Consider the following 26,240-nt stretch of genomic DNA (forward strand, 5'->3'; position numbering starts at 1 on the left):
GTTCTCAACCAATTTATGCTTATTTTTGAAGAAAGGCTCAGATTATAAAATCCAAGCCCTGACTTTTTAACTTACACACTTTGTGGGATAGTGTCTTTCAAATGAAAACTTTCCACCATTCCAATATTCATAAAACAAATCCGGCTGTTTCAAATTTGAAAACAGCCAGATTTTATCTATTTTACTACCTGCTTAAAAGCTTGTAATCATTAAAATTTAAGATCTCCGTTCACCTCTCTTACTGCATTGGCAGCTTCAGCAAATTTCAATTGCTCTTCAGCAGTCAAAGTTACGTTTACAATTAATTCTACTCCGTTTGCTCCGATGATAGCCGGAACACCTAAGCAGATATCGTTTTGTCCGTATTCACCTTCAAGCATTAAAGAACAAGGAATCATTTTCTTCTGGTCACATGCAATAGCCTGAACCATTACAGAAACTGCTGCACCTGGAGCATACCAGGCTGAAGTTCCTAATAATTTAGTAAGCGTAGCTCCTCCTACTTTAGTTTCTTCGATTACATATTTTTGTTGCTCATCACTTAAGAACTCAGTTACAGGAACCCCATTTCTTGTCGCTTTGCTCAATAGTGGAAGCATACCTGTATCACTGTGAGCAGCGATTACCATTCCGTCAACATCAGAAATTGGAGCTTCTAATGCCTCAGCTAATCTGTATTTGAATCTTGCAGAGTCTAAAGCACCACCCATTCCGATGATTTTGTGCTTAGGAAGACCTGAAGTTTTGTGAACAAGGTAAGCCATAGTATCCATTGGGTTAGAAACCACGATGATGATTACTTCCGGAGAATGTTTTACTAAGTTTTCAGTAACTTCTTTCACGATACCAGCATTGATACCGATCAATTCTTCTCTTGTCATCCCAGGTTTTCTTGGAATCCCTGAAGTGATTACTGCTACATGAGAACCTGCAGTTTTGCTGTAATCTCCTGTTGTACCCGTAATTTTTGTATCAAATCCGTTAAGAGATGCTGTCTGCATCAAATCCATTGCTTTCCCTTCAGCAAACCCTTCTTTAATGTCTACCAAAACTACTTCTGAACAGAAGTTCTTCATTGCGATGTATTCTGCACAGCTTGCTCCTACAGCGCCTGCACCTACTACAGTTACTTTCATATTGTTACTTTTTAAAAATTATTTTTTGTTAGTTAAGTTTAAATTTGAAACTCTCCAAATTTAACAATTCCTGAAAAAATGCGCAATTTTTCAGGAATTTAATTAGAACTAAAATAAATTAGTTGACGCTCAGTAAAAACGTATAGAGTTTTTTCGCCCCTGAAAGCACATCATTATAGTTTTCTTCAGCAACTTCAGTATCCAGAATTTCCTTAAAATTTTTCCACATTGGCCCTGTATTCTCCTGATAGCATCCGAAAAAGTTGAAAGTAACCTCATCAAAACCCTCCGTTTTAGAAAGCTGTTTTGCAATTACATTTCCTCCAAGGGTAGATCCTTCAATCACATACATCGCTCCAAGTGCTTCATGCTCGTTATTGAATTCAAGAGGATGAGAAACTTCCTGATTTTCGAGAGACAGACTTTTCAGATCTTTTTCAATAAGGGAAAGCTTCTTTCTTTCATCAAGCTGAAGTTTTTCTGCATACTTATCAGAAAGGCTGCCGAATATTTTATCTTCGCTGTGAAGAAGCATCAGGTAATTGGTATGAATGATTTTTTTATAATCTTCTAAAGTGAAGGTTTTGTTGAAAATCTTTTCAGAATTAAAAAGTTTTTCTGCCGCATCGTGATAACCTGCTGTATTCTGTTTAAGATATTCTGATACCATACATAACGTTTTAAAAGTTTCTCAAATATAAGGCTTTTTGAACGTTAAAATAAAGGAAGTGCCTTCACTGTTGCTTTCAAAATCTACATTTCCTCCCAATCTTCTCATGATGCGGTGTACAATAGACAATCCTACTCCGTTTCCTTTGAATTTCTTGGCATTATCCATCCTGTTAAAGATTTTGAACATCTTATGTTTTTCCTCCGCAGGAATACCAATACCGTTGTCTGAGATCCTGTAAATAATGGTCTGCCCATCCTCAGCTCCTTCAATTTCCACTTTTGGAAGATCTTTATGGGAAGAATATTTCACAGCATTGTTGATGATATTCAAAAATACCTGATGAAGCATGGTTTTATCAGCCAATACATCAGGGCATTCTTTAATGATAATTTCACTGTTGGGACTGCCATAGGTTATCTTTGCATTTTCGGAAATTTTCTCAATCGTATGGGCTGTTTTCAGACTTTCAAGCTGGATTTCACTGTGTTTGGCGCGGCTGAGCTGGAGTACATCATGCATCATTTCTGCCATATTATCGATTTCCTCAATAATTGAATTGATCTTGGTTTTACTTTTTTCAGAATCACCTGCAAGATTTCCCAGAAGCATTTGTGCATTCAGTTTCATTACAGTGAGAGGAGTTCCCAGGTCATGAGAGATTGTATAGGAAAAACTGTCAAGTTCCTCATTCACTTTTTTAAGCTCATCATTAAGTCTTTTAATAGCATTATAATTTTTATGAGAAGTTTCCAAAATCAAATCTCTTACTGCCTTTACTGCATCAACACTTCTGGAATTCCATCTTTTAGAATGGCCTTTAATATTTTCTGTAAAAATACGGAATGAAGTTCTCGGTGATATCATTTGCCTTTCTTCTCCATTCTGAGAAAATACACTTACTTTTTTCTCCGGATTTCCTGCCCAGTTGATATGTTCATCAAACTCTTTTCTGAACCAGATCAGCATTTCATTTTTATCCCTTTCAATAAAATAGATGGCAATTCCTGCTGTATTTTCAGTCAGCTCAAGTTCTTTATCATAATCTTTAAGAAAATTTCTGCTCATATAGATATGATCCTGGGTATTACCAAGAGCCCATTGTGCAATTCTTCCGATACTTCTCAGATCAGGAGTATTGCCATCTGTTATTATATTTTCATCCGAAACAATGGCAAGCCCGTCTGCTTCAGGTAACTTTCTGATCTCCTTTTTACATTCAATAAGAGAATCAAACAGGTTATGATGTTTTAAAAACTCTGTTTTCAACTGAGATATTTTATCATTCAGCTCCAAACGGTAATTCAGTTCGTTTTTAGATTTAAAAGATGAATAGGCATTAGCAGCAAGCGTAGTAAAAATTCCGGCTTGTACCCTGTCTTCAAGATCTATATGCTTAGGTGCTACATTCTGGCAGGTTACCAATCCCCAAAGATGATCATCAATAATAATGGAAACGCTAAAACTTGAAGCTACGCCGGAATTCTTCAGATACTGCGCATGAACTGGTGACATCCCTCTGGATGCTGAAAAAGTAAGATCAATACTGTCTGGGATTCTGCTTACAACAGGAACATTATCCGCATATACATTGCTGAAAATTCTTTTCCTTTTCTTTAAATAAAGATCACGTGCCTGTTTCGGAATATCAGACTCAGGATAATGCAGCCCAAGGAAACTTTCCATATCCTCATTTTTTCTTTCGGCAATCACTTTACCGGAGCCGTCCATTATAAATTTATAGACCATCATACGATCATAGTTTACCACCTTTGAAAGGGTTTCCAGAAGATGATTCCAGAGTTCCTTTTCATTGTCAATGATGTAAAAGTTATCATACTTATTGGAAATTCGTTTATTGGGATTAATGATCACCTCTTCAAACTCCAGAAAGATATAAAGCTCACTTCTGAAAACAGAAAAATGATACTCTTTATCATTTATAAAAATTTTATCGAAATACGTTTCATTCTTACGTTTGGTAAACTTGTCCAGTGAAGTATAGATTTCTGAATCAATAATGCTTTGAAAACTTTCAGGAAAGTCATTAAGCGTTCTTCCGAACAGTTCTTCTGAACTCCCGATTTTAAATAGATCCGCAATATTCCTGCTAAAAAAAGTAATGATGTGGGATTGTGCATCAATGCCAATTAAATAACCAAAACTCTGTATAGAACCCGGAATATGGATAGGTTCTTCATGGCATTCTATAAAATTCATATATCTTTTCAGTCTGTCTATCAAATATAGTTTTTTTTTGAACACCTTTTTACTTTGTGGTATCTAAAATTAGATACCCTTCCGACAAGCATTTACGGGAAATCCCCCATCAAAAAAAACATAAAAACTTATTAAGATATTCTTTATTTCTACCCATTTTTTATGTCATTTCTTTTAAATATACAAAAAAAAATCTAATAATCAAACCTTTTCATCTTTAACCATGATTCATAACATGGATTACATATTATTAACCTTATTAATTGTTTTATTTAGACAATTTTCGCTAAATTTATATCACCAAATAATGAATACAGCAAGAATCCATTGAATTATTCACAATAAATTCAATACAAAAGAAATTTAAATTCAAATAATACTATTATGAAAAAGTTCCCATTAATTTTATTTTCTCTGATCCTCTCTACAGGATTATGGAATCCATCCGAAGCCTGTACAAGAGTCGTTTACAAAGGACCTCAAAACACTGTTATCACAGCCCGTTCTATGGACTGGCGTGATGAGATTCCCGCCAACTTATGGGTGTTACCCAAAGGAATTGACCGCAACGGACAGGTAGGCCCCAAATCTGTAAAATGGACCGCCAAATATGGAAGTCTTATCAGTTCTTCATGGGACATTGCTTCAGCAGACGGGATGAACGAAAAAGGGCTGGTTGCCAACCTGCTTTGGTTAGGAGAATCTCAATACCCAAAGTTCGATGGAAAAGGAAGCAAAAAGGGAGTAGCCATTTCATTATGGGCACAATATTATCTTGATAATTTCGCGACAGTAAAAGAAGCCGTAGAATTTTCACGCAAAGAACCTTTCGTTATTGTGAGTGATTATATTCCGGGAACAGAAAGATTTACAACCGTTCATCTTTCCATTTCTGACGCTTCAGGTGACAATGCTGTATTTGAATATATTGACGGAAAACTGGTTATTCATCATGATCCATCTTATACGGTAATGACCAACTCTCCTGTATTTGAAGAACAGTTAGCTCTTAATAATTACTGGAAAGGTATTCCGGGAACGATAATGCTTCCGGGAACCAATCGAGCAGCAGACCGTTTCGTAAGAGCGTCATATTATATCAATGCGATTCCTCAGACTGCAGACACCCGCACAGCAGTAGCCAGTGTTTTCAGTGTAATCAGAAACTGTTCTGTTCCTTACGGGATTACGTCTGCTACAGAACCTAATATTTCCTCTACAAGATGGCGTTCTGTTTCGGATCAGAAAAATCTGGTGTATTATTTTGAAACGGTTTTCACTCCCAACACATTTTGGGTAGATCTTAAAGATTTTGATCTAAGCCCTAAAGGAAAAGTGATGAAGCTGGATCTTAGCAACAACCGCACCTATAACGGAAAATCCAATGCGGAGTTTAAAGAGTCTGCACCGTTTACGTTCCTAGGATTAAAATAGATATTTTACCACAAAAAATGCTCGTGCTTAGCAGATAATATCCTGAGCAATCCACGTTACAATTAAACAATATTCTGAAAATCAAATATTGACGAGGCAAGCAAGCAGTTGTGGCACAATAAAATTCACAATAAAAAAACAAAATAGATATGGCCTTTTTTTCGATTAAAAAGAAAAGCCTGATCCTGTGCATGCTGGCCTGCGGATTATCCGCTTATGCACAAAGTCAGGATTCTCTGAAGACTACACCTCCTCCACAGGAAAAAGATAATGTAAAATATCCGCAGCTGCAGATCAAAGGCCTTTTTCAGGCGCGTTATCTTGTAGGGATGAGTAAAGATGTTGATGTAAACGGACTTCACCACACTGATGGTTCCGGAACTGATAATAATTTCATGCTCAAGTACATGAGAGTTCAGGTTCGGGCACAGATCAGCAAACGTACAGAAGTTGTTGTTCTGGCCAACCTTGCCGATTTTAAAAATGACCCCAAAAGCAGAGTTCTTGAAAACGCTTATCTGAAGTACACTTTCAATCCTAAATTAGCAATTACCGTAGGACAGTTCAGGCCCTGGTTTGGTATTGAAGAGACTTATCCTATTGATATTATTAAATCTTTAGACTGGTCTAATCAGTATACCGAATTTGGAAAACTGGGATGGACAAGTTTCCAGATCGGAATGTCTGCTACAGGACAGCTTCAACTAGGAGAAATTCCTTTCCAATATGCTGTCTCGGTAGTAAATGGAAATGGAAAAAATCAGGTCAATGATAATGACAACGGAAAGCAGTATTCTACCCGCCTTGTTTTCGGATTATCGAAAAAATACAACTTCAATGTAGGTTTGAATGGCGGTATTGGAGAAGTTTTCAGCAAAAAAGTATATGCCTTGGGTGTAGACCTGAGTTCACTGATCCATTTTGATCCTAAATGGAGTCTTGATATGCAGCTGGAAGCCAAACAGGCAACCAACCACGTTCTGTATAATTCTATTGCACCTGAATTAAGATCTGATAACCCAGACCAATATCTGATCCGTGGCGCTTATTTTCTTCCGAACCTAAGATATGAAATCAATCACAAAAATCTTAGTGCCTTCGAATTATCCTGCCGCTACGAATATCTTGATACCAATTTCAGAATGGCTTCTAACCCAAGACAAACGATTACCCCAATGTTCGGATTGGAGTTCCTGAAAAATTACGGCGCAAGAATTCAGCTGGGAGTACAGTTTGATCGCTACAAACATCAGGTAGAAAACACATCACAATACAATAACAATCTATTCATTGTCCAGGTACAAAGTAGATTTTAAATGATTAAATAGTTAGTATCATGAAAGAAATTAATATCAAAAACGTAGCGATCACATTTGTTGTTGCGTTAATCATATGGTTCATTCCTGCTCCGGAAGGTGTTGCAGAGAATGCCTGGCATCTGTTTGCCATCTTTGCGGCAACCATTTTAGGAATCATCCTTAAAGCAGCTCCAATGGGAACTATGTGTATGATGGCCATTGGTTTTACAGCCCTCACACAGGTGGTTGCACCGGGAGATGCAGGAAAATCCATTACCAAAGCACTGTCTGGTTTTGGAGATAAAGTAATCTGGCTGATCGGGATCTCATTCTTTATTGCCAGAGGGTTTATCAAAACCGGACTGGGAAACCGCATCGCATTTTTATTCATCAGAGTTTTTGGGAAAAGCTCGTTGGGACTGGCTTACGGATTAGGACTTGCTGATGTTTGTCTGGCTCCTGCCATTCCGAGTAACACAGCAAGAGGTGGTGGGATTATTTATCCTATCATGAAATCTATGGCGATAAGCTTTGATTCTGTTCCGGAAAAGCCGGAAACCCATAGAAAATTAGGATCATTCCTGACTTTAAACAGCTATTATATGAACCTCATTGCTTCTTCCATGTTCCTTACCGGGACAGCGAGTAACCCGATGTGTCAGAAGTTTGCAGCTAACCTTGGTATTGATATTACATGGATGTCATGGGCAGCAGCAGGTTTCATTCCCGGTGCGGTAGCTTTCTTTGTAGTTCCTTTGGTATTGTACAAATTGTATCCGCCTGAATTGAAAAAAACAGGAGATGCACCGAAAATGGCGGCTGAGAAATTAAAAGAAATGGGACCTATTTCCAGAAACGAATGGCTGATGCTGCTGGCATTCTTTATCTTATTAGTCCTTTGGATATTTGGTGGAGCACTTTCCATTGATGCTACCACAACAGCGTTCATCGGATTAACCTTATTATTGTTAACCTCAGTATTAACCTGGGAAGATGTAAAAAGTGAAAAAGGAGCATGGGATACTATCGTTTGGTTTGCCGTATTGGTAATGATGGCAAGTTCTTTAAATGAACTGGGTTTCATTGGCTGGTTCAGTAACCTGATCAAAGTACAGATCGGAGGATTGAGCTGGCAGGTAGCCTTTCCGGTTATTATTGCAGTCTATTTTTTCAGTCACTATATTTTTGCAAGTGCTACCGCTCACGTAGCCGCTATGTATGCAGCCTTGCTGGGTGTAGGCGTTTCTTTGGGAATTCCTCCTATGTTATTGGCGATGATGCTTGGTTTCATGGGTTCAATTTACGGGGTATTGACTCATTACGGCCACGGTCCTGCTCCGGTATTCTTCGGAAGCGGATATGTAGATCTGAAGGTCTGGTGGCTCAGAGGTCTTGAAATAGGAATCGTTCTATTAATCATTTATATGGTTGTAGGAGGATTGTGGATGAAAGTCTTAGGATATTATTAATCATAAAATCAAAAATATGTTATCAACACTGTCAAGAAAAATGCTGATGTGCCTTACCGGACTCTTTTTGGGATTCTTCCTGTTGATTCATTTCCTTGGAAATCTTCAGCTTTTCCTTCCACAAGAGCAGGCGCACCTGCAGTTTAATGCGTATTCGCATTTTTTATCAGGAAATATAGTCATCAAAATAGTTTCTTACGTTTTGTATACCAGTATTATTCTGCATGCTGTAGACGGACTGATTATTACTTTAAAGAATAAAAAATCCGGTGGCGGTTATCAGTCTGACAGACGCGGAAGAGCCAGCAAATGGGCTTCCCGAAATATGGGAATCCTCGGAACATTCATTCTGATTTTCCTGGTGATCCATTTCCAGAACTTCTGGTATATCTACAAATTCGGAAATCCTCCTTTGGATGAGAACGGAAATAAAGATCTCTACATCCTGGTAGTGAATGTCTTTAAAGAATGGTGGTACGTTATCATTTATGTTTTATCAATGATCGCTTTGTGTTATCACCTGATTCATGGAATACACAGTGCTGTAAGAACTCTGGGATTATATCATCCTAAGTTCGTACAATGGTTCAAAACTATCGGAATTGCTTATTCAATCATTATCTGTGTAGGTTTTGCGTTGATGCCCATCTATGTATACTTTACTTACCAATAAACAGAACGGTCATGATTTTAGATTCAAAAATACCACAAGGCCCATTGGAAAATAAATGGGAAAATTATAAAAAGAAAGCAAGACTCGTTAATCCTGCCAACCGTAAAAAGCTGGATGTTATTGTTGTTGGAACAGGACTGGCGGGAAGCTCAATTGCAGCTTCTCTGGGAGAAATGGGCTATAATGTGAAATCATTCTGTTTTCAGGACAGCCCGAGAAGAGCGCACTCCGTGGCAGCACAGGGAGGTGTAAATGCTGCCAAAAACTATAAAAACGATGGCGACAGTGTCTACAGAATGTTTGTAGATACCTTGAAAGGAGGAGACTTCAGAGCCCGTGAAGCCAATGTATACAGAATGGCAGAATGTTCTTTGAACCTCATCGACCAGGCTGTTGCACAAGGTGTACCTTTCGGCCGGGAATATGGCGGATATCTGAACAACCGTTCCTTCGGAGGAGTTCAGGTAAGCCGTACTTTTTATGCGAGAGGACAAACGGGACAACAGCTTCTTCTGGGTGCTTATCAGGCTTTAATGAGACAGGTTGGAAAAGGTTCTGTACAATTGTTTTCAAGACATGAAATGCTGGATCTGGTTACTGTTGACGGTAAAGCCAGAGGAATTATCGTAAGGAATTTAGACACAGGAGACATTGAAAGACATGCAGCCCATGCTGTAATATTAGCAACCGGAGGTTACGGAAAAATCTACTACCTGTCTACCCTTGCCATGGGATGTAACGGCTCTGCCATATGGAGAGCCCATAAAAAAGGAGCATTAATGGCTTCTCCAAGCTGGATTCAGGTACACCCTACTTCGCTTCCTCAATCCGGAGATTATCAGTCTAAACTCACCTTAATGTCTGAATCATTACGTAATGACGGCCGAATCTGGGTTCCGTTAAAAGAAGGAGAAAACAGACCTCCCAATGATATTCCTGAAAATGAAAGGGATTATTATCTTGAAAGAAGATATCCGGCTTTCGGAAACCTTGCTCCAAGGGATATTTCTTCCCGTGCAGCCAAAGAAAGAATTGATGCCGGCTTCGGTATCGGACCTTTGAAAAATGCAGTATACCTTGATTTTTCAAAAGCAATTCAGGAACAGGGAAAAGATAAGATCAAGGAAAAATATGGAAACTTATTCGATATGTATCTTAAAATAACAGGATATGATGCGTATAAAGAACCCATGATGATCTCCCCTTCTGCCCACTTCTCCATGGGCGGACTTTGGGTAGATTATGAACTGATGACTACCGTACCGGGATTGTTTGCTTTAGGCGAGGCTAATTTTGCCGACCACGGAGCCAACAGACTGGGAGCAAATTCCCTTCTCCAAGCTTCTGTAGACGGATATTTCATTGCTCCTTATACGATTGCCAATTATCTGGCTGATGAAATTCACACCGGGAAAATTTCACCGGATACTCCTGAATTTGAACAGGCTGAAAAAGCAGTTAAAAACCAGATCAATGATTTTATCAATATCAAAGGAACTAAAACCGTTGATTATTTCCACAAAACATTAGGAAAACTCCTGTACGATTACTGCGGGCTGGCCAGAAATGAAGAAGGCCTGAAATATGCCATTCAGGAAATCCGAAAACTGAAACAGGAATTCTACAAAGACGTAAGAGTTTCCGGACAGGGAGATCAAATGAATACCGAGCTGGAAAAAGCAGGCCGTGTAGCCGATTATTTCGAAATAGGAGAACTGATGTGCTACGATGCCTTAACCCGTAATGAATCCTGCGGAGCTCACTTCAGAGAAGAATTTCAGACTCCCGATGGAGAAGCCATGAGAAATGATGCGGAATACCAATTTATTTCTGCATGGGCATGGAAAGGTGAAAATGGAGAACCTGAACTGATTAAAGAACCTCTGATCTTTGAAGAGATTCAGCCAACGGTAAGAAGTTACAAATAAAAAACAGAAAATTATGGATTTACATCTTAAGATATGGAGACAGAAAGACAAAAAAAGTGAAGGAAAACTGGTAGGTTATGACCTGAAAGGATTGAATTCTCACATGTCTTTCTTAGAAATGCTGGATACATTAAATGAAAAACTGATCATTGAAGGGGATGAGCCTGTAGAATTTGATCACGACTGCCGTGAAGGAATCTGCGGACAATGTGGGATGATGATTAACGGCATTGCCCATGGTCCATTGAAAAATACAACTACCTGCCAGCTTCATTTACGGTCTTTTAAGGATGGGGAAACCATTCTGATAGAGCCTTTCCGTTCTGAAGCTTTTCCGGTGAAAAAAGATTTAAAAGTAGACCGTTCTGCTTTTGACAGAATTATATCTTCAGGAGGTTTTGTATCGATGAATACAGGTCAGGCACCTGATGCTACTTCCATTCCGGTAACTCACCAGACGGCTGAGGAAGCTTTTGATTCTGCTGCGTGTATCGGGTGTGGAGCATGTGTTGCCACCTGTAAAAACGGAAGTGCAGCTTTATTCACTTCTGCAAAGATCACCCATATGGCACTCCTTCCTCAAGGGAAAGAAGAACGAAGCAAGAGAGTGCTGGATATGGTTGCCCAAATGGATACGGAATTATTCGGGCACTGTTCCAATACGGAAGCCTGCGAAGTGGAATGTCCACAAGGAATTTCTGTACTGAATATTGCCAGAATGAATTTTGAGTATAACAGAGCCTTATTTTTAAGGAAGAAGAATTAAGCTGGAAACACAATAGTAACAGACAAAAAGGCGGATTTGATTAATTTCAAATCCGCCTTTTTTATTTTTTAGAGGTGAAAAAATTCTTTCTATGCATCCATCATCGCGACTACTCTCGCCGGAGCAGCAGAACCACCAACAATCTTCAATGGAAAAACACAGATTTTAAATCCGGATGGAGGTAATGCACTTAGGTTCGTAAGCTGTTCGATGTGTAAATATTCTTTTTCAATGCCTACACGATGGCCTTCCCAGAAGAATTCCGGATCATTAAGTTCTTTAGCTTTCTGAGCCATATATTTTAGAGGAAGATCCCAGCCCCACTGGTCAATTCCCATTACTTTTACGCCCTGATCAATCAGCCATTCTGTAGCTTCTTTGCTCATTCCTGTTCCTTTTTCTACAAAATCAGGAGTACCCATCATTTTATCACGATCAGTTCTGATCAGCACAATATTTCCTTCCTGTATGGTGATTCCGTTTTTGTCGAGATCTTTTTTCAGATCATCTACGGTGATGGCCACAAAATCTTCTTTATGTGTACAGTCGATCACAATTCCGTCTCCATAGCACCACTCCAGCGGAATCTGGTCTATCGTTTTAGCAGGCTTTCCTTCCACTACAGGGCCATAATGCTAGGGAGCATCAATATGTGTTGTAGCATGAAGTCCCATATTTTTGATGGTGTCATCTGCCCAGCCTGTCCAGTTTTTAGGAAAAAGCCTTGACGGAAGCCTCAACGCCAGACGAATCAACCAATGTGATTTTCTATGGGCTTTATGTTTGATTTTCACCCTCATGAACCATGGGTCTCCTGCATTGTACTGAATAGGTTTCGTTAAATCGACAATTTTTGTTTTCATATGACATAGACTAACATATGTTATGCTTCCATGAAATGATCATAACTTTATTCCTGGTTACAACATAGTAATAAAGTTATGATATTATTATGGAACGTAAATTTCTTTTTATACCTCTTTTTCGAAATAAAGTCTGTAATATTTTCCTTTGTCATCTTCACCCATTTCGATTTTTTGTCTGTCTCCGTGGATGTAGATGTGAAAGTTTTTATCCAGTTTAATGATACTTTTAAAGTGTCTCTGCGTCTTTTTTACCGCTGCTTCGCTAATCGGGAATTCTTCAGCGATATTCACCTGCATATCCTGCTCGTAGTCTGTTTTAAAGTTCACGAAACTTTCAATCACATGCTCATCTCCCAATACCTCATTGGCAAATTCATCCAGCTTAAACTCTTCTTTTTCCTTGAAAAAATTGATAGACTTATTCAGGAAATCTGCCTGATCTGCTTTGGAAACTTCAAATTCCTGGGGAAGCTGTTTTGTGATATAATCTTTATACACCATCAGAGCTTCCTGCGTGTGGAAATATTCATCATCACGCTGCTTTACTTTCAGGAAATCTTCGAACCAGTAATACATATCTCCGTTTTTGTTGTTGTCTACTACGGAAAGTACATATCCTGTTTCTTTATTGTTGTTGTAGATCAAAGCCGCTTTATCAATTTTAGATAACCCGATTCCCTGGTCTTTTTCAATATCAAATGTTTCTTCTGCAGGATTTATTTTCAGGAAAGATTCTCTCTTCTCTGTTTTAAAGATCCCGATTTTATCCACCCTGTCAGGACGGTCACTTTCATCTTCAAAAAGAACAATAAAAAGTTCTCCACTCTGAACTCTTGGATTTTCTGCCGCTTCAAAAAGGTGTTTGGCAATATTCTCAGATTCCCAGATAAACTTGGATTTATCATCAAAAATCTCAGATACCGCGCTGTAAACCGGATTATTCACCAGATAAGTATCACTGTAAAAATGAAAAGTTTCTTCCGATTTAAAAGAACCTAAAAAGTAGTCTTCAAGCATTTCTGCCATTCCTTCTTCCAGCTTCAATTCCTCCTGGGAAAGTGTCAGCGAATCTCCGTTGATCTTATTTCCGACTCTGTGTACTATTATTTTTGAAAACATTTTTCTGAATATTTGGACTGCAAAGATATTCATTCTTATCCTTACTGCGAAAACTAAAAAATGTCATTTTGTACTACATTATTGTTACCACCCTCTGCCATTCTGAATGAAATGAAATGTAGTGAAGAATTTCATAAAATTGAATTTCAATAAGATTCTTCCTTCGTCAGAATGACAAAAAACCAAATTATTTGATCTTTGAGGGAAAGGAATTCTCCGTCGTTCATTTGTGATGGTAGATAGCATAAGTTTCTGTCTTTCATTTCCAAATTGATAAGACCCTTATCATTTTGACATGCTTTTTTGTTTTAAAAACTCAGCAACAAAATCATAATGATTTAAATATCAATAATTTAAACAATACATATTTCTAACGGAATACCATTGGCATCATGATTTGAAAACATAGAAAAATGGACTTAAAAACTTTAAACAGAATCGACAAGCTCAGAAGATTAAAAAGCAGAGGCCCGGCAACTCCAAAATGGCTGAAACCTTATCATATGCTCTTTTTCGCTTTTTTAACCATTTTTATTTTTGGTGCCTTCATCAAAATGCTCGAATACTATCACCATTAACATATAATACGATGAACTATTTACAAGCCGTAAAGGAAATCACCGATGTGGTTCCCGACTTTGAAAGGGAAATAAAAGAAATTAAAATTCAAAACTCATACAGCATCATACGCACTTTCACGGAGCGTATTAAAAATATGATCCGCCAAAATGACAGAAATCTGCTGTTCAGAAGTTTACAGAAAATGGACAAAATATACACGGACGGAGATACGATATTAAAAAATGCTATTGAGACCACTTTTATCTATTCTCTGGACAATTGTACCGCTTTCTGCAGTGAAGAATACAGAAAAGTGATTTTTAGTCATATTTCTGACAACCTTCAGAAGGTGTATTCAAGACAAATTTACAGCCACGGCATATAAATGTTTTGTTACATTGTTCATCCGTTTCATTACAAAGTGTTTAAATTAAACAAAAACCAAAATAACTCACAATCAACAGATTATGAAAAACAAAATAAGACGAATTTCAGATTGGAAAACCTGGAAAACCACTACTAACAGACACAATACAGAGATATTGCTTACTCACATCGCCGTGATCGTAGGAGTATTTATTTTTGCAGCCTGTCTTTAAATTTTGGTATACATTTAGCTGCAATATAAAGTGTTTGAAAAATTCTTAATTATGATGAAAGTACAAATGCAAACTATTAATCAAAAAATAGCTGTTGAATACTTAAAATTTTTCTATCCGCCACTTCGCCATGAGATCACCCAGTTGTCTGTACAGGACAATTTCGCCGGAATCATGCAGGCTACCGTGAATTATCTGAAGCACCTGCTGCAGGAATCAAAGATCAATATCATTGCCCATCACATCAAACTGATGGACTGGATCTACAGAAACGGGAATTCTTATGTAAGAACCATGATTGAAAACCTGTTTGTAAGATCTTTCGAAAGTTTCAAAAAACATGCAAAGATCCAACATTGGAAACTTCTTTACCAATATATGCCTGTCAGCTTCCAGATCATTTATAATGAACAGCAGAAGCAGGATCAGATGTATTTTGGAAAATAAATTAAGCTAAAGGGCGAAAAGGTAAGTGTTTATTTACCTTTTCACCTTTTTATTTTTTACTTTTGCTAAATTATAATTTCCACTCTATTCCGTTTCACTAGTAGGCGTGAAACCTCTTTTTATAAAAATATACCATGAAATACTCTTTTTATGCCCTGATGATGGCATTGTCATTGATATCGTGCGAAAACAACGATAATATAATTGATGATCCGAGACCTGTTGATAAAGAAGTTTACTCATTTCAATTTAAAAGCTATACTGTAAAAAATACAGTGCTGTACAAAGGATCAAACGGAGAAAAATCTACACCGGACGAATCTTATCTCAACAATTACTGGAGTATGTACCAGGAACCTGCCTGGGAAAAAATAACCCTTGATCTTAAAAACAAAACGATAAAATTATTACCAGAAAACTCAACTACAGATTTCACCTATAGTTTTACCATCGTAAATGACTCCGTATTAATCAAAGAAAATAACAATAATAAACCATCTTATATTGGTGATTTCAATAAAAACACCTCCTTGTTCACTTTAAAAAGAACATACAGATACGTTAAAAAAGTACCCCGAAATGACCATGACGCACTATTCATTACTAAAAGCGCTCATTTTGGGACAACTCAATACGAAAATATTTTTGGAAATATTTTTACCACTCCTTCTGAAATGATCAAAACAGGAGATCAGGTTTTATGGACCAATATTGAATATTCTTATAAAGAATTATAATCAATACATTAATTTATATAATAAAAAAATCCCTTCAATAAATTTTAGGCTGGCTTTCAATAGTATTGCTTATGATTATGTTTTATGCTGCAGCTGACTGTAAATATTATGGATCAGTCCGTCTGCTACAGAGATTTTAGGAACAAAAATTCTGTTAATATCAGACCATGACATCACATTGTTGAAAATTCCCAGTGCATGTACCAGTACGTCTGCACGGTCTTCTCTAAGATTGTAGTTGGTCATTCTTTCTTCTACGGAAAGTTCATTGAATTCTTTGTAAACCTTTTTCAGGTGAGACAAAGACATAGGTTTTCCGTCTTTGGTTTTACTCATAGAGAATACTTTGTTGATGTTTCCTCCTGATCCGATGGCAACAATTGGTTTTTTACTGACAATATTTTTCTTGATTTCATCCTTCATTTCTTTCCAGTTGTCCATTGTAACAAGATTGTTGAGAAGGCGGATCGTTCCGATATTGAAGGATTTTTCATAAACCATTTTGCCGTTTTCATAAAAGGTAAGCTCCGTAGAACCGCCGCCCACATCAATGTATAAATAGGCAAATTCTTTGTCAAGACCTTCTGCAACATGATTTTCGTAGATCAAAGTGGCTTCTTCATCACCAGAAATAATTTCGATATTGATTCCTGAGGTATCTTTTACCAGATTGATAATTTCATTACCATTGGCAGCATCACGCATAGCACTGGTAGCACAGGCTCTGTAGTGGTCTACTTTATATATTTTCATCAGGTCACTGAAGATTTTCATGGAATCAATGACCATTTTTTCTCTTTCCGGACCTATCTTTCCTATGGTGAAAACATCCATTCCCAGTCTCAGGGGAATTCTGAGAAGGTTTAGCTTGATGAACTCAGGCTTTCTGTTATTGATCTTTACTTCATTGATAAGAAGGCGGGCTGCATTACTCCCTATGTCTATCGCTGCTATCTTCATTTTTTGCTTGTTTTAGCTTTTAAATATTTATAGGTTTCTATTTGTGATCGGCATTCGTGTTTATCATTTCTTACGTATTCATTGCTCAGTTTTTTGTCTAAAATCCTTGCTTTTACGTTATCCTTAAGCTGTATGTCCAGAATCTCTTTTAATTCCTTCTTAAGGTTTTTGTCAGTAATTTTAGCGGCTGCTTCAATTCTGTAATCAAGGTTTCTTGTCATCCAGTCTGCTGAAGAAATGTACATATCTTCGGACCCTTTATTGTAAAAATACATTACTCTGGCATGTTCCAGGTATTCGTCTACAATACTGATGGCTTTTATTTTTTCTTTGAATTCCTTTTGGTTTACGGCACAATAGATACCTCTTACAATCATTCTGGTTACCACCCCGGCCTTAGCAGCTTCATATATTTTTTCAATCAGAGCACGATCACTCATTGAATTTACTTTAACGATGATTTCTGCTCTTCGGCCTGCTTTGGCTTCTTCAATTTCTTTATCAATATGGTGAACAATCTTTTCACGCATAAACTGAGGGCAAACTAATAAATTTTTACAAGTTTTCAAAATAGGAATAAAGTCATCTTTCGGTTTTTTCAATACATTGAAGACTTTATTGATATCCGCCATGATGCCGCGGTCAGCAGTCAGCAGCAGATGATCACCATATATTCTGGCTGTTTTTTCGTTGAAATTCCCGGTACTTACAAAACCGTACTGTATGGTTTTATTGTGTGCTCTCTTTTTGATGACACAAAGTTTAGCGTGTACTTTTTTATTAGGAATGCCAACAAGAACGGTAATCCCTTCAGGTTCCAGCATATCTTTCCATTTCAGATTGGATTCTTCATCAAATCTTGCCTGAAGTTCCAGCATTACCGTTACTTCTTTACCATTTCTGGCAGCGTAGATCAGAGCATTAATGATTTTTGAGCTGCTTGCCAGACGATACGCTGTAATTTGTATTGATTTTACATCCGGATCCATAGCAGCTTCACGAAGAAGATCAATCACCGGATTGTACTTGTGGTAAGGGAAAGTAAGAAGTACATCTTCTTTTAAAATAACATCTGTCACTCTTTCTCCATGTTCAAAAGCCTGATGGGTAAAAGAAGTTCTTTCCACAGGTCTTTCATACTTTTCAAAAACATCGGGGAAATCCATGAAATGTTTGAAATTGTGAATTTTTCCTCCGGGAATGATACTGTCTTTTTTAGTCAGGTTCAGTTTTCTGATAAGGAGCTCCAAAAGGGCTTTATCCATATCTTTATCAAAAACAAAACGGGTAGGTTTCCCTTTTCTTCTGTTTTTAAGTCCTTTTTCTATTTTTTCTGCGAAGTTGGTTCTGATATCATTATCCAGATCCAGCTCGGCATCTTTTGTTACTTTAAATGCATTGGCCGCAAATTCATCATACCCGAAATAAGAGAATATATGGGGCAGATTGAAAGTAATCACATCTTCCAACAGCATTACATTTCTTTCTTCAGGATCTTCCGTTGGCAGCAATACGAATCTTCCTACAAAACGGGAAGGAATTTCAATAATTGCATAATTACTGGAATACTGCCAGTCTTTTTTTCTCATGGCTACTCCCAGATAAAGACTTTTGTCTCTCAGATAGGGCATAGGCGTATTTTCGTGAAGAAGAATCGGAATCACATTGGCTTCTACTATTTCATCGAAATATTCTCTGACAAATTCTTTTTGTTTTGCAGTCAGATTTTTGGAATTTTTAATGGAAACTTTATGATCAGCCATTTCGGTCTGGATCTTTTTCCATGTTTTATCGAAATTCAGCTGTTGTCTCATTACAACTTCATTGATTCGCTGAAGGATTTTGCTGGGCGGCTGATAGAACGATTCAGCAATTACTTTTTCCTTGAAATCCATGGCACGCTTTAATCCGGCAACACGCACTCTGAAAAATTCATCTAAATTGTTGGAGAAAATTCCAAGGAAACGTATTCTTAAATGTAAGGGAACTTTTTCATCCATGGCTTCCTGTAAAACTCTTTCATTAAAGGCAAGCCATGTAATATCTCGGGGATTAAAGTGTATTGACATTCTAAATGTGTATGTTTTATCAAAAATAATAATTCGCAAAGATTCTTCCTCTATTTCTTAGGTTAAACTTTGATTAATTTTTGAAGATTGGTGAATTAACCGATGAGATTGATGGTAATCACATTGATAATCTGTGTGTTTTTGTACGATTGATATTGATAAGATCTTCTTTTTATGGAGAAAATGATAGAATATATCTGATGAGCCATGACAGTTTATGGTTTTTATATAGAAAACCATAAGAAAAAATCTCAAAATAACAGTTAAAAGCACTATAAGTCCTATTGGTGGCATTCTGATAAATTTTTGCAGGAAAAAATTTCCATATTGAATCATACGAAACCCCATTTTATCAGGGTTTTTATTTTTATTGTGTCATTTTGTCATAATTTTTCAAATGGTACAGATATTGAGAAATTGAGAGTGTAAATAAAATTAAAAATAGAAAAAATATAAAATATTATGAGTAAAATAATTGGAATTGACTTAGGAACAACCAACTCTTGTGTTGCTGTAATGGAGGGTAAAGACCCTGTTGTAATTCCTAACGCAGAAGGTAAAAGAACTACTCCTTCTATCGTAGCTTTTACGGAAGACGGAGAAAGAAAAGTAGGTGATCCTGCAAAAAGACAGGCTGTAACGAATCCAACAAAAACGGTTTACTCTATCAAAAGATTTATCGGAACACACTTTAAAGATGATGCTTCTGAAATCACAAGAGTACCTTATAAAGTAGTTGCCGGGCCAAACGATACTGTAAAAGTAAAAATCGACGATAGAGAATATACTCCACAGGAAATTTCTGCAATGACTCTTCAGAAAATGAAGAAAACTGCTGAAGATTATCTTGGACAGGAAGTAACAAGAGCAGTAATTACTGTTCCTGCCTACTTCAACGATGCACAGAGACAGGCTACGAAAGAAGCGGGTGAAATTGCAGGTCTTAAAGTGGAAAGAATTATCAACGAGCCTACAGCAGCAGCATTAGCGTACGGTCTTGATAAAAACCATAAAGATCAGAAAATTGCAGTATATGACCTTGGAGGTGGTACTTTCGATATCTCAATCCTTGATTTAGGAGACGGTGTATTCGAAGTATTATCTACAAACGGTGATACACATTTAGGAGGTGATGACTTTGATGATGTGATCATCAACTGGATGGCTGACGAATTCAAAGCTGAAGAAGGGGTAGATTTAAAAGCTGATGCCATTGCTCTTCAAAGATTAAAAGAAGCAGCTGAAAAAGCAAAAATTGAGTTATCTTCTTCTCCTCAGACTGAGATCAACCTACCTTATATCACCGCTACAGCTACAGGTCCTAAACACTTAGTGAAGACTTTAACAAAAGCTAAATTCGAGCAATTATCTGCAGATCTTGTAAGAAGATCTATGGAGCCTGTTGCGAAAGCATTAAAAGATGCTGGCTTATCAACTTCTGATATCGACGAAGTAATCCTGGTAGGTGGTTCTACAAGAATCCCGATCATCCAGGAAGAAGTAGAAAAATTCTTCGGTAAAAAACCATCTAAAGGTGTTAACCCGGATGAGGTTGTAGCAATTGGTGCAGCAATCCAGGGAGGTGTATTGACAGGTGATGTAAAAGATGTATTACTCCTTGACGTTACTCCACTTTCTTTAGGTATCGAAACAATGGGTTCTGTATTCACTAAATTAATTGAAGCGAACACTACGATCCCAACTAAAAAATCTGAAGTATTCTCTACAGCTTCTGACAACCAGCCGGCTGTAAGTATCAGAGTAGGGCAAGGTGAAAGACCAATGTTCAATGATAACAAGGAAATCGGTAGATTTGATCTTCAGGATATTCCACCAGCACCAAGAGGAGTTCCTCAAATTGAAGTAACATTCGATATTGATGCTAATGGTATCCTAAGCGTATCTGCTAAAGACAAAGGAACTGGTAAAGAGCAGTCTATCAAAATCCAGGCTTCTTCAGGTCTTTCTGACGAAGAAATCGAAAGAATGAAGAAAGAAGCTCAGGAAAATTCTGCAGCAGATGCTAAGAGAAAAGAAGAAGTTGAAATCTTCAACAAAGCTGACGGATTGATCTTCCAGACTGAAAAGCAATTGAAAGAATTCGGTGAAAAACTTTCTGCTGACAAAAAAGCAGCAATCGAAGCAGCTCACACAGAATTAAAAACAGCTTTCGAAGCTAAAAATGCTGATGACGTAAAAGCTAAAACTGAAGCGTTAGATGCAGCTTGGATGGCCGCTTCTGAAGAATTATATGCAGCAGGTCAACAGCCAGGTGCTGATGCGGGTGCAGGAGCTCAGAACGCAGGTGGAAACGCCGGAGCTGAAGATGTACAGGATGCAGACTTCGAAGAAGTAAAATAATTATTGATTACCAATACTAACAAATAATAAAAACCGCTTTAAACATTCGTTTAAAGCGGTTTTTTATACACAGACTTTTCATTTTTTGTTACAAATTCTACTCCATATCCGGTTCACAAATTTCCCAACTTCAATGAATCTAATAAAATAATATTCAGAATAAGATTAAAAATATGTAAATTTAAATCAATATGATTGATAAAAATATTCTTATACGCTAAGTTTGTTTCATATTTAATTGATTTGGTGGTTTTTTATAAAAAATTTTTATTTTAGCATTCAATGAAATACTTTAAATATATATTTCAACATTTAACTGTTGTTGGGTTCTTTTTCTCATCTGTTTTGTTATTTTCTCAAAATCTAAAATATAGAGAGTATGATTCGATTCTCTTGAATAAACCTAAAGAAATGGGCAAAAATAATATCCCGAGAGAAAAAATTATTCTTTGGAATAAGGAGATGTTAGAAAAAATGAAAAAAGAAAATTATGCGAGAGGAATAATTTGGGCTCATATTAATATTGCAAATCAAAGCTGGAATTTAGGAAATGCAGAAGAAAGTATAAAAAATCTAAATATAGCAGAGAGCATATTACATAAAAACGAAAATGAGATTGATTTTTTTACAATTGCTAAGCTCTATCAGGAATATTCACAGGCTTATTATATTATGAAACTGTACGATACAGGTCTGAGGTATAATTCGAAAGCAGGGTATTATGGAAATAAAATTGAGGATAAAGATAGAAAGGAAAAATTTTTATCTTACGTTTATACTTCACGGGCAAACTATCTTTATGAGAAAAAAGATCTGGATTCAGCGCTCTATTATTTAAAGCAATCATCTTCATTATATGAAAGCTTAAGTGCAACCTCTAAAATTGCGAATCATTATATCGAATATCAACCCAGTCAAAATTCAGCTAAAATTTATCTGGATCAGGGAATGGATATAATAAATACAAACAAACATGAACCTAACAGCTATCAGATATCTGTATTTTATTACTACTATGCACAATATTTTTTTAAGGAAAAAAACTATGAAAAGGCAATTGTATATTTAAATCAGGCTCTTCAGTACAATAAAAAATTAAAAACTGTTGAGCATACTAAAAATATATACAAGCTTTTAATATCATGCTATAAAAATGCCGGAAATTTAGAAAAGGAAAAAGAATATCTGGAGTATTATATAAAATTAAAAGACAGCTTGGAAAACTCACAAACCAAAGGAGTAGATCTGTCTATAAAAACAATAGAAAGAGAAAAAACAGAAGAAAATAAATCTTTCAAAAAAACAGTATTCATCTATAGCAGCGTTGTAGTTTCTTTGAGTTTAGTATTACTGGTCTATTTATATTATCAGAATAATAAAAAAAAGAAGGTGATATTAGAAAGCAAGGAAATAATTTCCAGAAAAGAAGATGAAACTAAAGTATTGGAGAGAAGAATTTCAGGAGTGCATGAAGATTTAATTCAATTGGCTAAAAATAATGATATTAGCTTTTTGGAAAAGTTTCATGAAGTTTATCCGAATGTTTCTCAAAAACTGTTAGCAATCAATCCGGATTTAACTAAAGATAATCTTGCATTCTGTGCTTTAATCTGGTTAGGATTTTCTTCTAAAGACATTGCTGAGTTTACTTTTATGCAGCACAGATCCGTACAAATAAAAAAGAGCAGATTGAGAAAAAAACTCAACCTCGGATCAGATATAGACCTATATCAATTCCTTAAGTCTCTTGTAGATAATTAATGAAATGATATCTGTTTTAAATCATATTGTATTTACTTTTTGCCCTTTTGAAGGGGGATATGATATTAGCTTATCCCCAAAAAGTAAAACCCAATGATTTCTTATATAAACTTATTGCCTATCCTTTTAGTCATAATAGCTTCGACAGGCTCATCCTGACAAAGCTTAAAAATTTCGGCTGGTATTTGAGCTGTCACCCTGAGCCTGTTGAAGGGCTATCAATAAGAAAACCTTTGTTAATGAGTAATCTCGGGTAATTAATTAGAAGGATAAGTCAATAAAGTTAAAATATTGTATTTATTAAATCTATAAAATAAAGAACTCTCGAAGCTTGCTTCGAGAGTTCTTATTAATTGTAATTATTGATCTTTTATATTAATTATCTTTAGCAAAAAGTGTAGCACCCATTGTAGCTTTACCCCAGTTAAAGTTTGCTCCTGAGGCTGACCACATATTAAACCTAACTGGAAAGTTTGTACCTTCAACATATCCGTTTAAAGTATAGGTTGCTGTAACAGGAAAAGCATTGGTGTTGGTATAGGTTTCGAAAAATTTTCCAGAGAGGGAAATCATTTGGGAACCAACAGGAGTACTTGATCCTTCAGTAACTGTAAATTTTCTTGATCCTTCTTGCGCTTCTACTCCATTTCTTAGAAATCGCACCCCATAGTAACCACGTTGAGTTGTACCCGAATTTGTAGTACCTATTGGAACATTATAATCTATCACAATTTTAACTGTGCTATTAGCTGGAATTGTAACAGGAAGAGATAAGCCAAGATCTATATTATCTACAATATTACCAATACCTACTGCTACCTGATCTACCGGAACTGTTGCAACATCTGTAGAAACATCTAAAAGTTGATAATCAGTTGTTTGAGGAGCTAGTTTAGTCCATCTTGGAGCTGCAGATGTTCCTGAATTGTAATAAATTCCCATTCCATAAGGGGCCATTGATGAATTGTTATTATAAACCAAAAGTCCGTTCGCAGGAGTGGGAACAGTAGCGGCATCTGTTGTTGATGTTAATAATACCTTCGGCAGCAGAAATCCCCTGTTGATCCCATTGAGATCCAGTATAGCAGATGCATGGGGAGTGGGAGTATTTACTCCTATACTTCCGGTACTGGTTATAAGAACTCTTTGTGTGTTATTGGTAATAATACTAACAGGATCTGCTGTGGCTGCACCTATGTCTATACCAGTACCGTTGCCTGTTGTTGTAACGAATGCTTTTCCACTATCATTTATATACATACTTAGAGCAGCACTGCCCCCGGTGGCTACAAATGATCCTCTTGAAGAGCCGGTTGCTCTTACAATACCTTCAGTACCAGTTGTTCCAACAGATACGCTGTTGGATCCATTGGTGAAAGAAAGGGAATTTCCGGCAGTTGTAACCACTCTGTTTCCCGCAAGAGTACCGTTTACGGTATAAATATTAGCCGGAGTGGCTCCAACGGCGCCTCCATCGGTAGATCTCCAGAATGAATTACTGAAAACAAATTCCAGTATTTGATTATTAGGAACAGTTACGCCGTCCAGTGTAGCCCCAAATCCACCTGTAGTGTTGTTATAGACAATAAGTCGCTGGCCGGGGTTGGGAGCAGCAGGTGCCGTAATAGCTACATTTGCTGTAGCAGCCCCGGTAAGCTGTACCTGGCTCACATTGGCCGGAATAGTAACGGCATTAGCAGTAACGGCTAAAGCGGTTTCACGGTTGGTAATAGCTCCATTTACATCAAGAGTTGTTCCGGGAGAAGTTGTATTGATTCCTACATTTCCTCCGGAATCAGCAGTTATTCTCCTTACGTTATTGGTAAGAATATTTACAGGATCTGCTGAGAATGCGCCTATGTCCATCCCTGTGTTATTACCGGATGTCATCATCACTGTTTTTCCGTTATCATCCGCATACACTGTTAAACTATTGCCTCCTCCGGTTGCCAAAAGCGATCCTCTTGAAGAGCCGTTTGTTCTCACAATACCTTCAGTACCCGTTGTTCCAACGGACACGCTATTGGATCCATTGGCAAAAGAAAGGGAATTTCCGGCAGTTGTAACCACTCTGTTTCCTGCAAGTGTACCGTCTGCGGTATAAATATTAACCGGAGTGGCTCCAGCTGAGCCTCCATCGGTAGATCTCCAGAATGAATTACTGAAAACAAACTCCAGCGCTTTCCCATTAGGAATAGTAACGCCGTCTAGCGTAGCATCAAATCCACCTGTAGTATTGTTATAGACAATAAGTCGCTGACCAGGGTTAGGAGCAGCAAATGCAGAAATGGCCACCGTTCCTGTAGCAGCTCCGGTAAGCCGTACCAAACTCACATTAGCAGGAACAGTAACCGCATTAGCAGCAACGGCTAAAGCAGTTTCACGGTTGGTAATAGCTCCGTTTACATCCAATGTGGTACCCGGAGTGGTAAGGCCCAGTCCCAGATTACCATTAGAAGTTGTCACAAGGTCATCCTTAGCCTGAGCGGCTGTAGGTACTCCGGTTGTTGGGTTATTTTTTAACCCATCAATGTTAAATACTCCCTGAGGATTGGTTGTATTAATCCCCACCTGTGATTTTGCCACAAATGAAAAAGTGGTAAGCAATCCTGCTAGTAATAAATTTTTTTTCATAATGTATGGTATTTGAATTTAAATTAGACTAAGATTTTCTTTTATAAAAGCTCTATATTAACTTCGAGCATCCTTATGTTTTATATTTAATATTGACTAATAGGGTAATAGTTTTAGTTTGTAGTATTGAATGTTTTAATTAAAATGAGTATTTGGTGTAATTGATTTCATTGTTACGTATCCATATGAATGAAATCGCTTAAGCTTTAGAAAAATTACTGAGGTCAGAAGTAATATTGAAAAAGGCTGAAAATATTATATGAACCTGAGTAAATGAATTTATTATTATTTTCCTGTTTTAAATTTTATAAGGCAAAACTAAGGTTTATTGCAGATTGTATTATATTTTTCACATACAGCAAAAATGCATCATGTGTGCATTATATATACATCTTATATACATCAACTTGTGTTATTTTTATATTTTTTTTATTTTTTTTATCCTTTTTATGTGAAATAATTAATCTATTGTAACTTTTTTCTCTTTATATTTAAATCTTAAAAAGCGGTATTGTTAGAATTCATACTCAAT

At 36.9% G+C, this 26,240-nt stretch carries 22 protein-coding genes; 13 read left to right on the forward strand and 9 right to left on the reverse strand.

Translation table 11 applies throughout. The annotated features are described in order from the left end of the window. Nucleotides 1-209: 209 nt before the first annotated feature. The 3 genes from BW946_RS12560 to BW946_RS12570 form a co-directional block, all read right to left on the reverse strand. A complete protein-coding gene (locus BW946_RS12560) occupies nt 210-1,136 on the reverse strand; it encodes a malate dehydrogenase (protein ID WP_076596521.1) in 927 nt (308 codons plus the stop codon). A gap of 118 nt (nt 1,137-1,254) precedes the next feature. Beyond that, nucleotides 1,255-1,806: a biliverdin-producing heme oxygenase gene (locus tag BW946_RS12565; RefSeq protein ID WP_076596522.1), complete on the reverse strand. Its 552-nt coding sequence runs from the start codon at nt 1,804-1,806 to the stop codon at nt 1,255-1,257. A 21-nt stretch (nt 1,807-1,827) separates the two neighbouring features. Beyond that, on the reverse strand, nt 1,828-4,026 hold the full coding sequence (locus BW946_RS12570) for an ATP-binding protein (RefSeq protein WP_076596523.1): 2,199 nt from the start codon (nt 4,024-4,026) through the stop codon (nt 1,828-1,830). Between the two features lie 384 nt (nt 4,027-4,410). Here BW946_RS12570 and BW946_RS12575 point away from each other — a divergent pair, with 384 nt between their 5' ends. The 6 genes from BW946_RS12575 (at nt 4,411) to BW946_RS12600 (ending at nt 11,594) form a co-directional block, all read left to right on the forward strand. After that, nucleotides 4,411-5,460 carry a linear amide C-N hydrolase gene (locus BW946_RS12575; RefSeq protein WP_076596524.1) on the forward strand — a complete coding sequence of 350 codons (1,050 nt, stop codon included), beginning with the start codon at nt 4,411-4,413 and terminating at the stop codon, nt 5,458-5,460. A 149-nt stretch (nt 5,461-5,609) separates the two neighbouring features. Next, entirely contained in the window at nt 5,610-6,776 is a 1,167-nt protein-coding gene (locus BW946_RS12580; RefSeq protein ID WP_076596525.1) for a porin, read from the forward strand. A 20-nt stretch (nt 6,777-6,796) separates the two neighbouring features. Continuing rightward, complete coding sequence (locus BW946_RS12585) at nt 6,797-8,227, forward strand: anion permease (protein WP_076596526.1); 1,431 nt, start codon at nt 6,797-6,799, stop codon at nt 8,225-8,227. A 16-nt stretch (nt 8,228-8,243) separates the two neighbouring features. Further along, nucleotides 8,244-8,900, forward strand: coding sequence for a succinate dehydrogenase cytochrome b subunit (locus BW946_RS12590; protein ID WP_076596527.1), 657 nt, complete (start codon nt 8,244-8,246; stop codon nt 8,898-8,900). 11 nt (nt 8,901-8,911) lie between these two features. After that, nucleotides 8,912-10,828: a fumarate reductase/succinate dehydrogenase flavoprotein subunit gene (locus tag BW946_RS12595; RefSeq protein WP_076596528.1), complete on the forward strand. Its 1,917-nt coding sequence runs from the start codon at nt 8,912-8,914 to the stop codon at nt 10,826-10,828. A 13-nt stretch (nt 10,829-10,841) separates the two neighbouring features. Further along, nucleotides 10,842-11,594, forward strand: coding sequence for a succinate dehydrogenase/fumarate reductase iron-sulfur subunit (locus BW946_RS12600; RefSeq protein WP_076596529.1), 753 nt, complete (start codon nt 10,842-10,844; stop codon nt 11,592-11,594). An 89-nt stretch (nt 11,595-11,683) separates the two neighbouring features. Here BW946_RS12600 and BW946_RS12605 read toward each other — a convergent pair whose 3' ends face one another. The 3 genes from BW946_RS12605 to BW946_RS12610 all read right to left on the reverse strand — a co-directional run bounded on the left by BW946_RS12605 (nt 11,684) and on the right by BW946_RS12610 (nt 13,579). Continuing rightward, nucleotides 11,684-12,214: a cyclase family protein gene (locus tag BW946_RS12605; RefSeq protein WP_228402571.1), complete on the reverse strand. Its 531-nt coding sequence runs from the start codon at nt 12,212-12,214 to the stop codon at nt 11,684-11,686. A 15-nt stretch (nt 12,215-12,229) separates the two neighbouring features. Beyond that, a complete protein-coding gene (locus BW946_RS21680; RefSeq protein ID WP_228402573.1) occupies nt 12,230-12,457 on the reverse strand; it encodes a cyclase family protein in 228 nt (75 codons plus the stop codon). Between the two features lie 108 nt (nt 12,458-12,565). Further along, nucleotides 12,566-13,579 (reverse strand): nucleoid-associated protein, encoded by a 1,014-nt coding sequence (locus tag BW946_RS12610; RefSeq protein WP_062674158.1) that lies wholly within the window; start codon nt 13,577-13,579, stop codon nt 12,566-12,568. Between the two features lie 413 nt (nt 13,580-13,992). Here BW946_RS12610 and BW946_RS12615 point away from each other — a divergent pair, with 413 nt between their 5' ends. The 5 genes from BW946_RS12615 to BW946_RS12630 all read left to right on the forward strand — a co-directional run bounded on the left by BW946_RS12615 (nt 13,993) and on the right by BW946_RS12630 (nt 15,923). Continuing rightward, entirely contained in the window at nt 13,993-14,157 is a 165-nt protein-coding gene (locus BW946_RS12615) for a hypothetical protein (protein ID WP_228402575.1), read from the forward strand. A gap of 11 nt (nt 14,158-14,168) precedes the next feature. Beyond that, on the forward strand, nt 14,169-14,525 hold the full coding sequence (locus BW946_RS12620) for a DUF7674 family protein (RefSeq protein ID WP_076596530.1): 357 nt from the start codon (nt 14,169-14,171) through the stop codon (nt 14,523-14,525). An 82-nt stretch (nt 14,526-14,607) separates the two neighbouring features. After that, entirely contained in the window at nt 14,608-14,739 is a 132-nt protein-coding gene (locus tag BW946_RS21800; RefSeq protein WP_262484568.1) for a hypothetical protein, read from the forward strand. Nucleotides 14,740-14,790: 51 nt separating this feature from the next. Further along, nucleotides 14,791-15,186, forward strand: a complete 396-nt coding sequence (locus BW946_RS12625) for a DUF7674 family protein (RefSeq protein ID WP_076596531.1) — start codon at nt 14,791-14,793, stop codon at nt 15,184-15,186. Between the two features lie 134 nt (nt 15,187-15,320). Continuing rightward, entirely contained in the window at nt 15,321-15,923 is a 603-nt protein-coding gene (locus tag BW946_RS12630; RefSeq protein WP_076596532.1) for a hypothetical protein, read from the forward strand. Nucleotides 15,924-15,998: 75 nt separating this feature from the next. Here the strand turns inward: BW946_RS12630 and BW946_RS12635 are convergent, their stop codons facing one another. Both BW946_RS12635 and ppk1 read right to left on the reverse strand, forming a co-directional pair. Continuing rightward, nucleotides 15,999-16,883 carry a Ppx/GppA phosphatase family protein gene (locus tag BW946_RS12635; RefSeq protein WP_076596533.1) on the reverse strand — a complete coding sequence of 295 codons (885 nt, stop codon included), beginning with the start codon at nt 16,881-16,883 and terminating at the stop codon, nt 15,999-16,001. Next, on the reverse strand, nt 16,880-18,952 hold the full coding sequence (ppk1, locus tag BW946_RS12640; protein WP_076596534.1) for a polyphosphate kinase 1: 2,073 nt from the start codon (nt 18,950-18,952) through the stop codon (nt 16,880-16,882). Before ppk1 ends, BW946_RS12635 begins: the two co-directional genes overlap by 4 nt. 462 nt (nt 18,953-19,414) lie before the next feature. Between ppk1 and dnaK the strand changes: the two genes are divergently transcribed. Both dnaK and BW946_RS12650 read left to right on the forward strand, forming a co-directional pair. Further along, nucleotides 19,415-21,313, forward strand: coding sequence for a molecular chaperone DnaK (dnaK, locus tag BW946_RS12645; protein WP_076596535.1), 1,899 nt, complete (start codon nt 19,415-19,417; stop codon nt 21,311-21,313). 282 nt (nt 21,314-21,595) lie between these two features. Then, nucleotides 21,596-23,074 (forward strand): helix-turn-helix transcriptional regulator, encoded by a 1,479-nt coding sequence (locus BW946_RS12650; protein WP_076596536.1) that lies wholly within the window; start codon nt 21,596-21,598, stop codon nt 23,072-23,074. Between the two features lie 375 nt (nt 23,075-23,449). Here the strand turns inward: BW946_RS12650 and BW946_RS12655 are convergent, their stop codons facing one another. Further along, nucleotides 23,450-25,708, reverse strand: coding sequence for a beta strand repeat-containing protein (locus BW946_RS12655; protein WP_076596537.1), 2,259 nt, complete (start codon nt 25,706-25,708; stop codon nt 23,450-23,452). Between the last annotated feature and the right edge of the window lie 532 nt (nt 25,709-26,240).

This window comes from Chryseobacterium sp. RU33C (assembly GCF_900156015.1).
GTDB classification, from domain to species: Bacteria; Bacteroidota; Bacteroidia; order Flavobacteriales; family Weeksellaceae; genus Chryseobacterium; species Chryseobacterium candidae.

Coding starts and splice junctions, on each gene's coding strand:
- BW946_RS12580 (WP_076596525.1), top strand. CDS start 5,610: ATGGCCTTTTTTTCGATTAAAAAGAAAAGCCTGATCCTGTGCATGCTG.
- BW946_RS12630 (WP_076596532.1), top strand. CDS start 15,321: ATGAAATACTCTTTTTATGCCCTGATGATGGCATTGTCATTGATATCG.
- BW946_RS12565 (WP_076596522.1), bottom strand. CDS start 1,806: ATGGTATCAGAATATCTTAAACAGAATACAGCAGGTTATCACGATGCG.
- BW946_RS21680 (WP_228402573.1), bottom strand. CDS start 12,457: ATGAAAACAAAAATTGTCGATTTAACGAAACCTATTCAGTACAATGCA.
- BW946_RS12625 (WP_076596531.1), top strand. CDS start 14,791: ATGATGAAAGTACAAATGCAAACTATTAATCAAAAAATAGCTGTTGAA.
- BW946_RS12575 (WP_076596524.1), top strand. CDS start 4,411: ATGAAAAAGTTCCCATTAATTTTATTTTCTCTGATCCTCTCTACAGGA.
- BW946_RS12590 (WP_076596527.1), top strand. CDS start 8,244: ATGTTATCAACACTGTCAAGAAAAATGCTGATGTGCCTTACCGGACTC.
- BW946_RS12600 (WP_076596529.1), top strand. CDS start 10,842: ATGGATTTACATCTTAAGATATGGAGACAGAAAGACAAAAAAAGTGAA.
- BW946_RS12570 (WP_076596523.1), bottom strand. CDS start 4,026: ATGAATTTTATAGAATGCCATGAAGAACCTATCCATATTCCGGGTTCT.
- BW946_RS12610 (WP_062674158.1), bottom strand. CDS start 13,579: ATGTTTTCAAAAATAATAGTACACAGAGTCGGAAATAAGATCAACGGA.
- BW946_RS12635 (WP_076596533.1), bottom strand. CDS start 16,883: ATGAAGATAGCAGCGATAGACATAGGGAGTAATGCAGCCCGCCTTCTT.
- BW946_RS21800 (WP_262484568.1), top strand. CDS start 14,608: ATGAAAAACAAAATAAGACGAATTTCAGATTGGAAAACCTGGAAAACC.
- BW946_RS12560 (WP_076596521.1), bottom strand. CDS start 1,136: ATGAAAGTAACTGTAGTAGGTGCAGGCGCTGTAGGAGCAAGCTGTGCA.
- BW946_RS12655 (WP_076596537.1), bottom strand. CDS start 25,708: ATGAAAAAAAATTTATTACTAGCAGGATTGCTTACCACTTTTTCATTT.
- BW946_RS12620 (WP_076596530.1), top strand. CDS start 14,169: ATGAACTATTTACAAGCCGTAAAGGAAATCACCGATGTGGTTCCCGAC.
- BW946_RS12585 (WP_076596526.1), top strand. CDS start 6,797: ATGAAAGAAATTAATATCAAAAACGTAGCGATCACATTTGTTGTTGCG.
- BW946_RS12615 (WP_228402575.1), top strand. CDS start 13,993: ATGGACTTAAAAACTTTAAACAGAATCGACAAGCTCAGAAGATTAAAA.
- ppk1 (WP_076596534.1), bottom strand. CDS start 18,952: ATGTCAATACACTTTAATCCCCGAGATATTACATGGCTTGCCTTTAAT.
- dnaK (WP_076596535.1), top strand. CDS start 19,415: ATGAGTAAAATAATTGGAATTGACTTAGGAACAACCAACTCTTGTGTT.
- BW946_RS12595 (WP_076596528.1), top strand. CDS start 8,912: ATGATTTTAGATTCAAAAATACCACAAGGCCCATTGGAAAATAAATGG.
- BW946_RS12650 (WP_076596536.1), top strand. CDS start 21,596: ATGAAATACTTTAAATATATATTTCAACATTTAACTGTTGTTGGGTTC.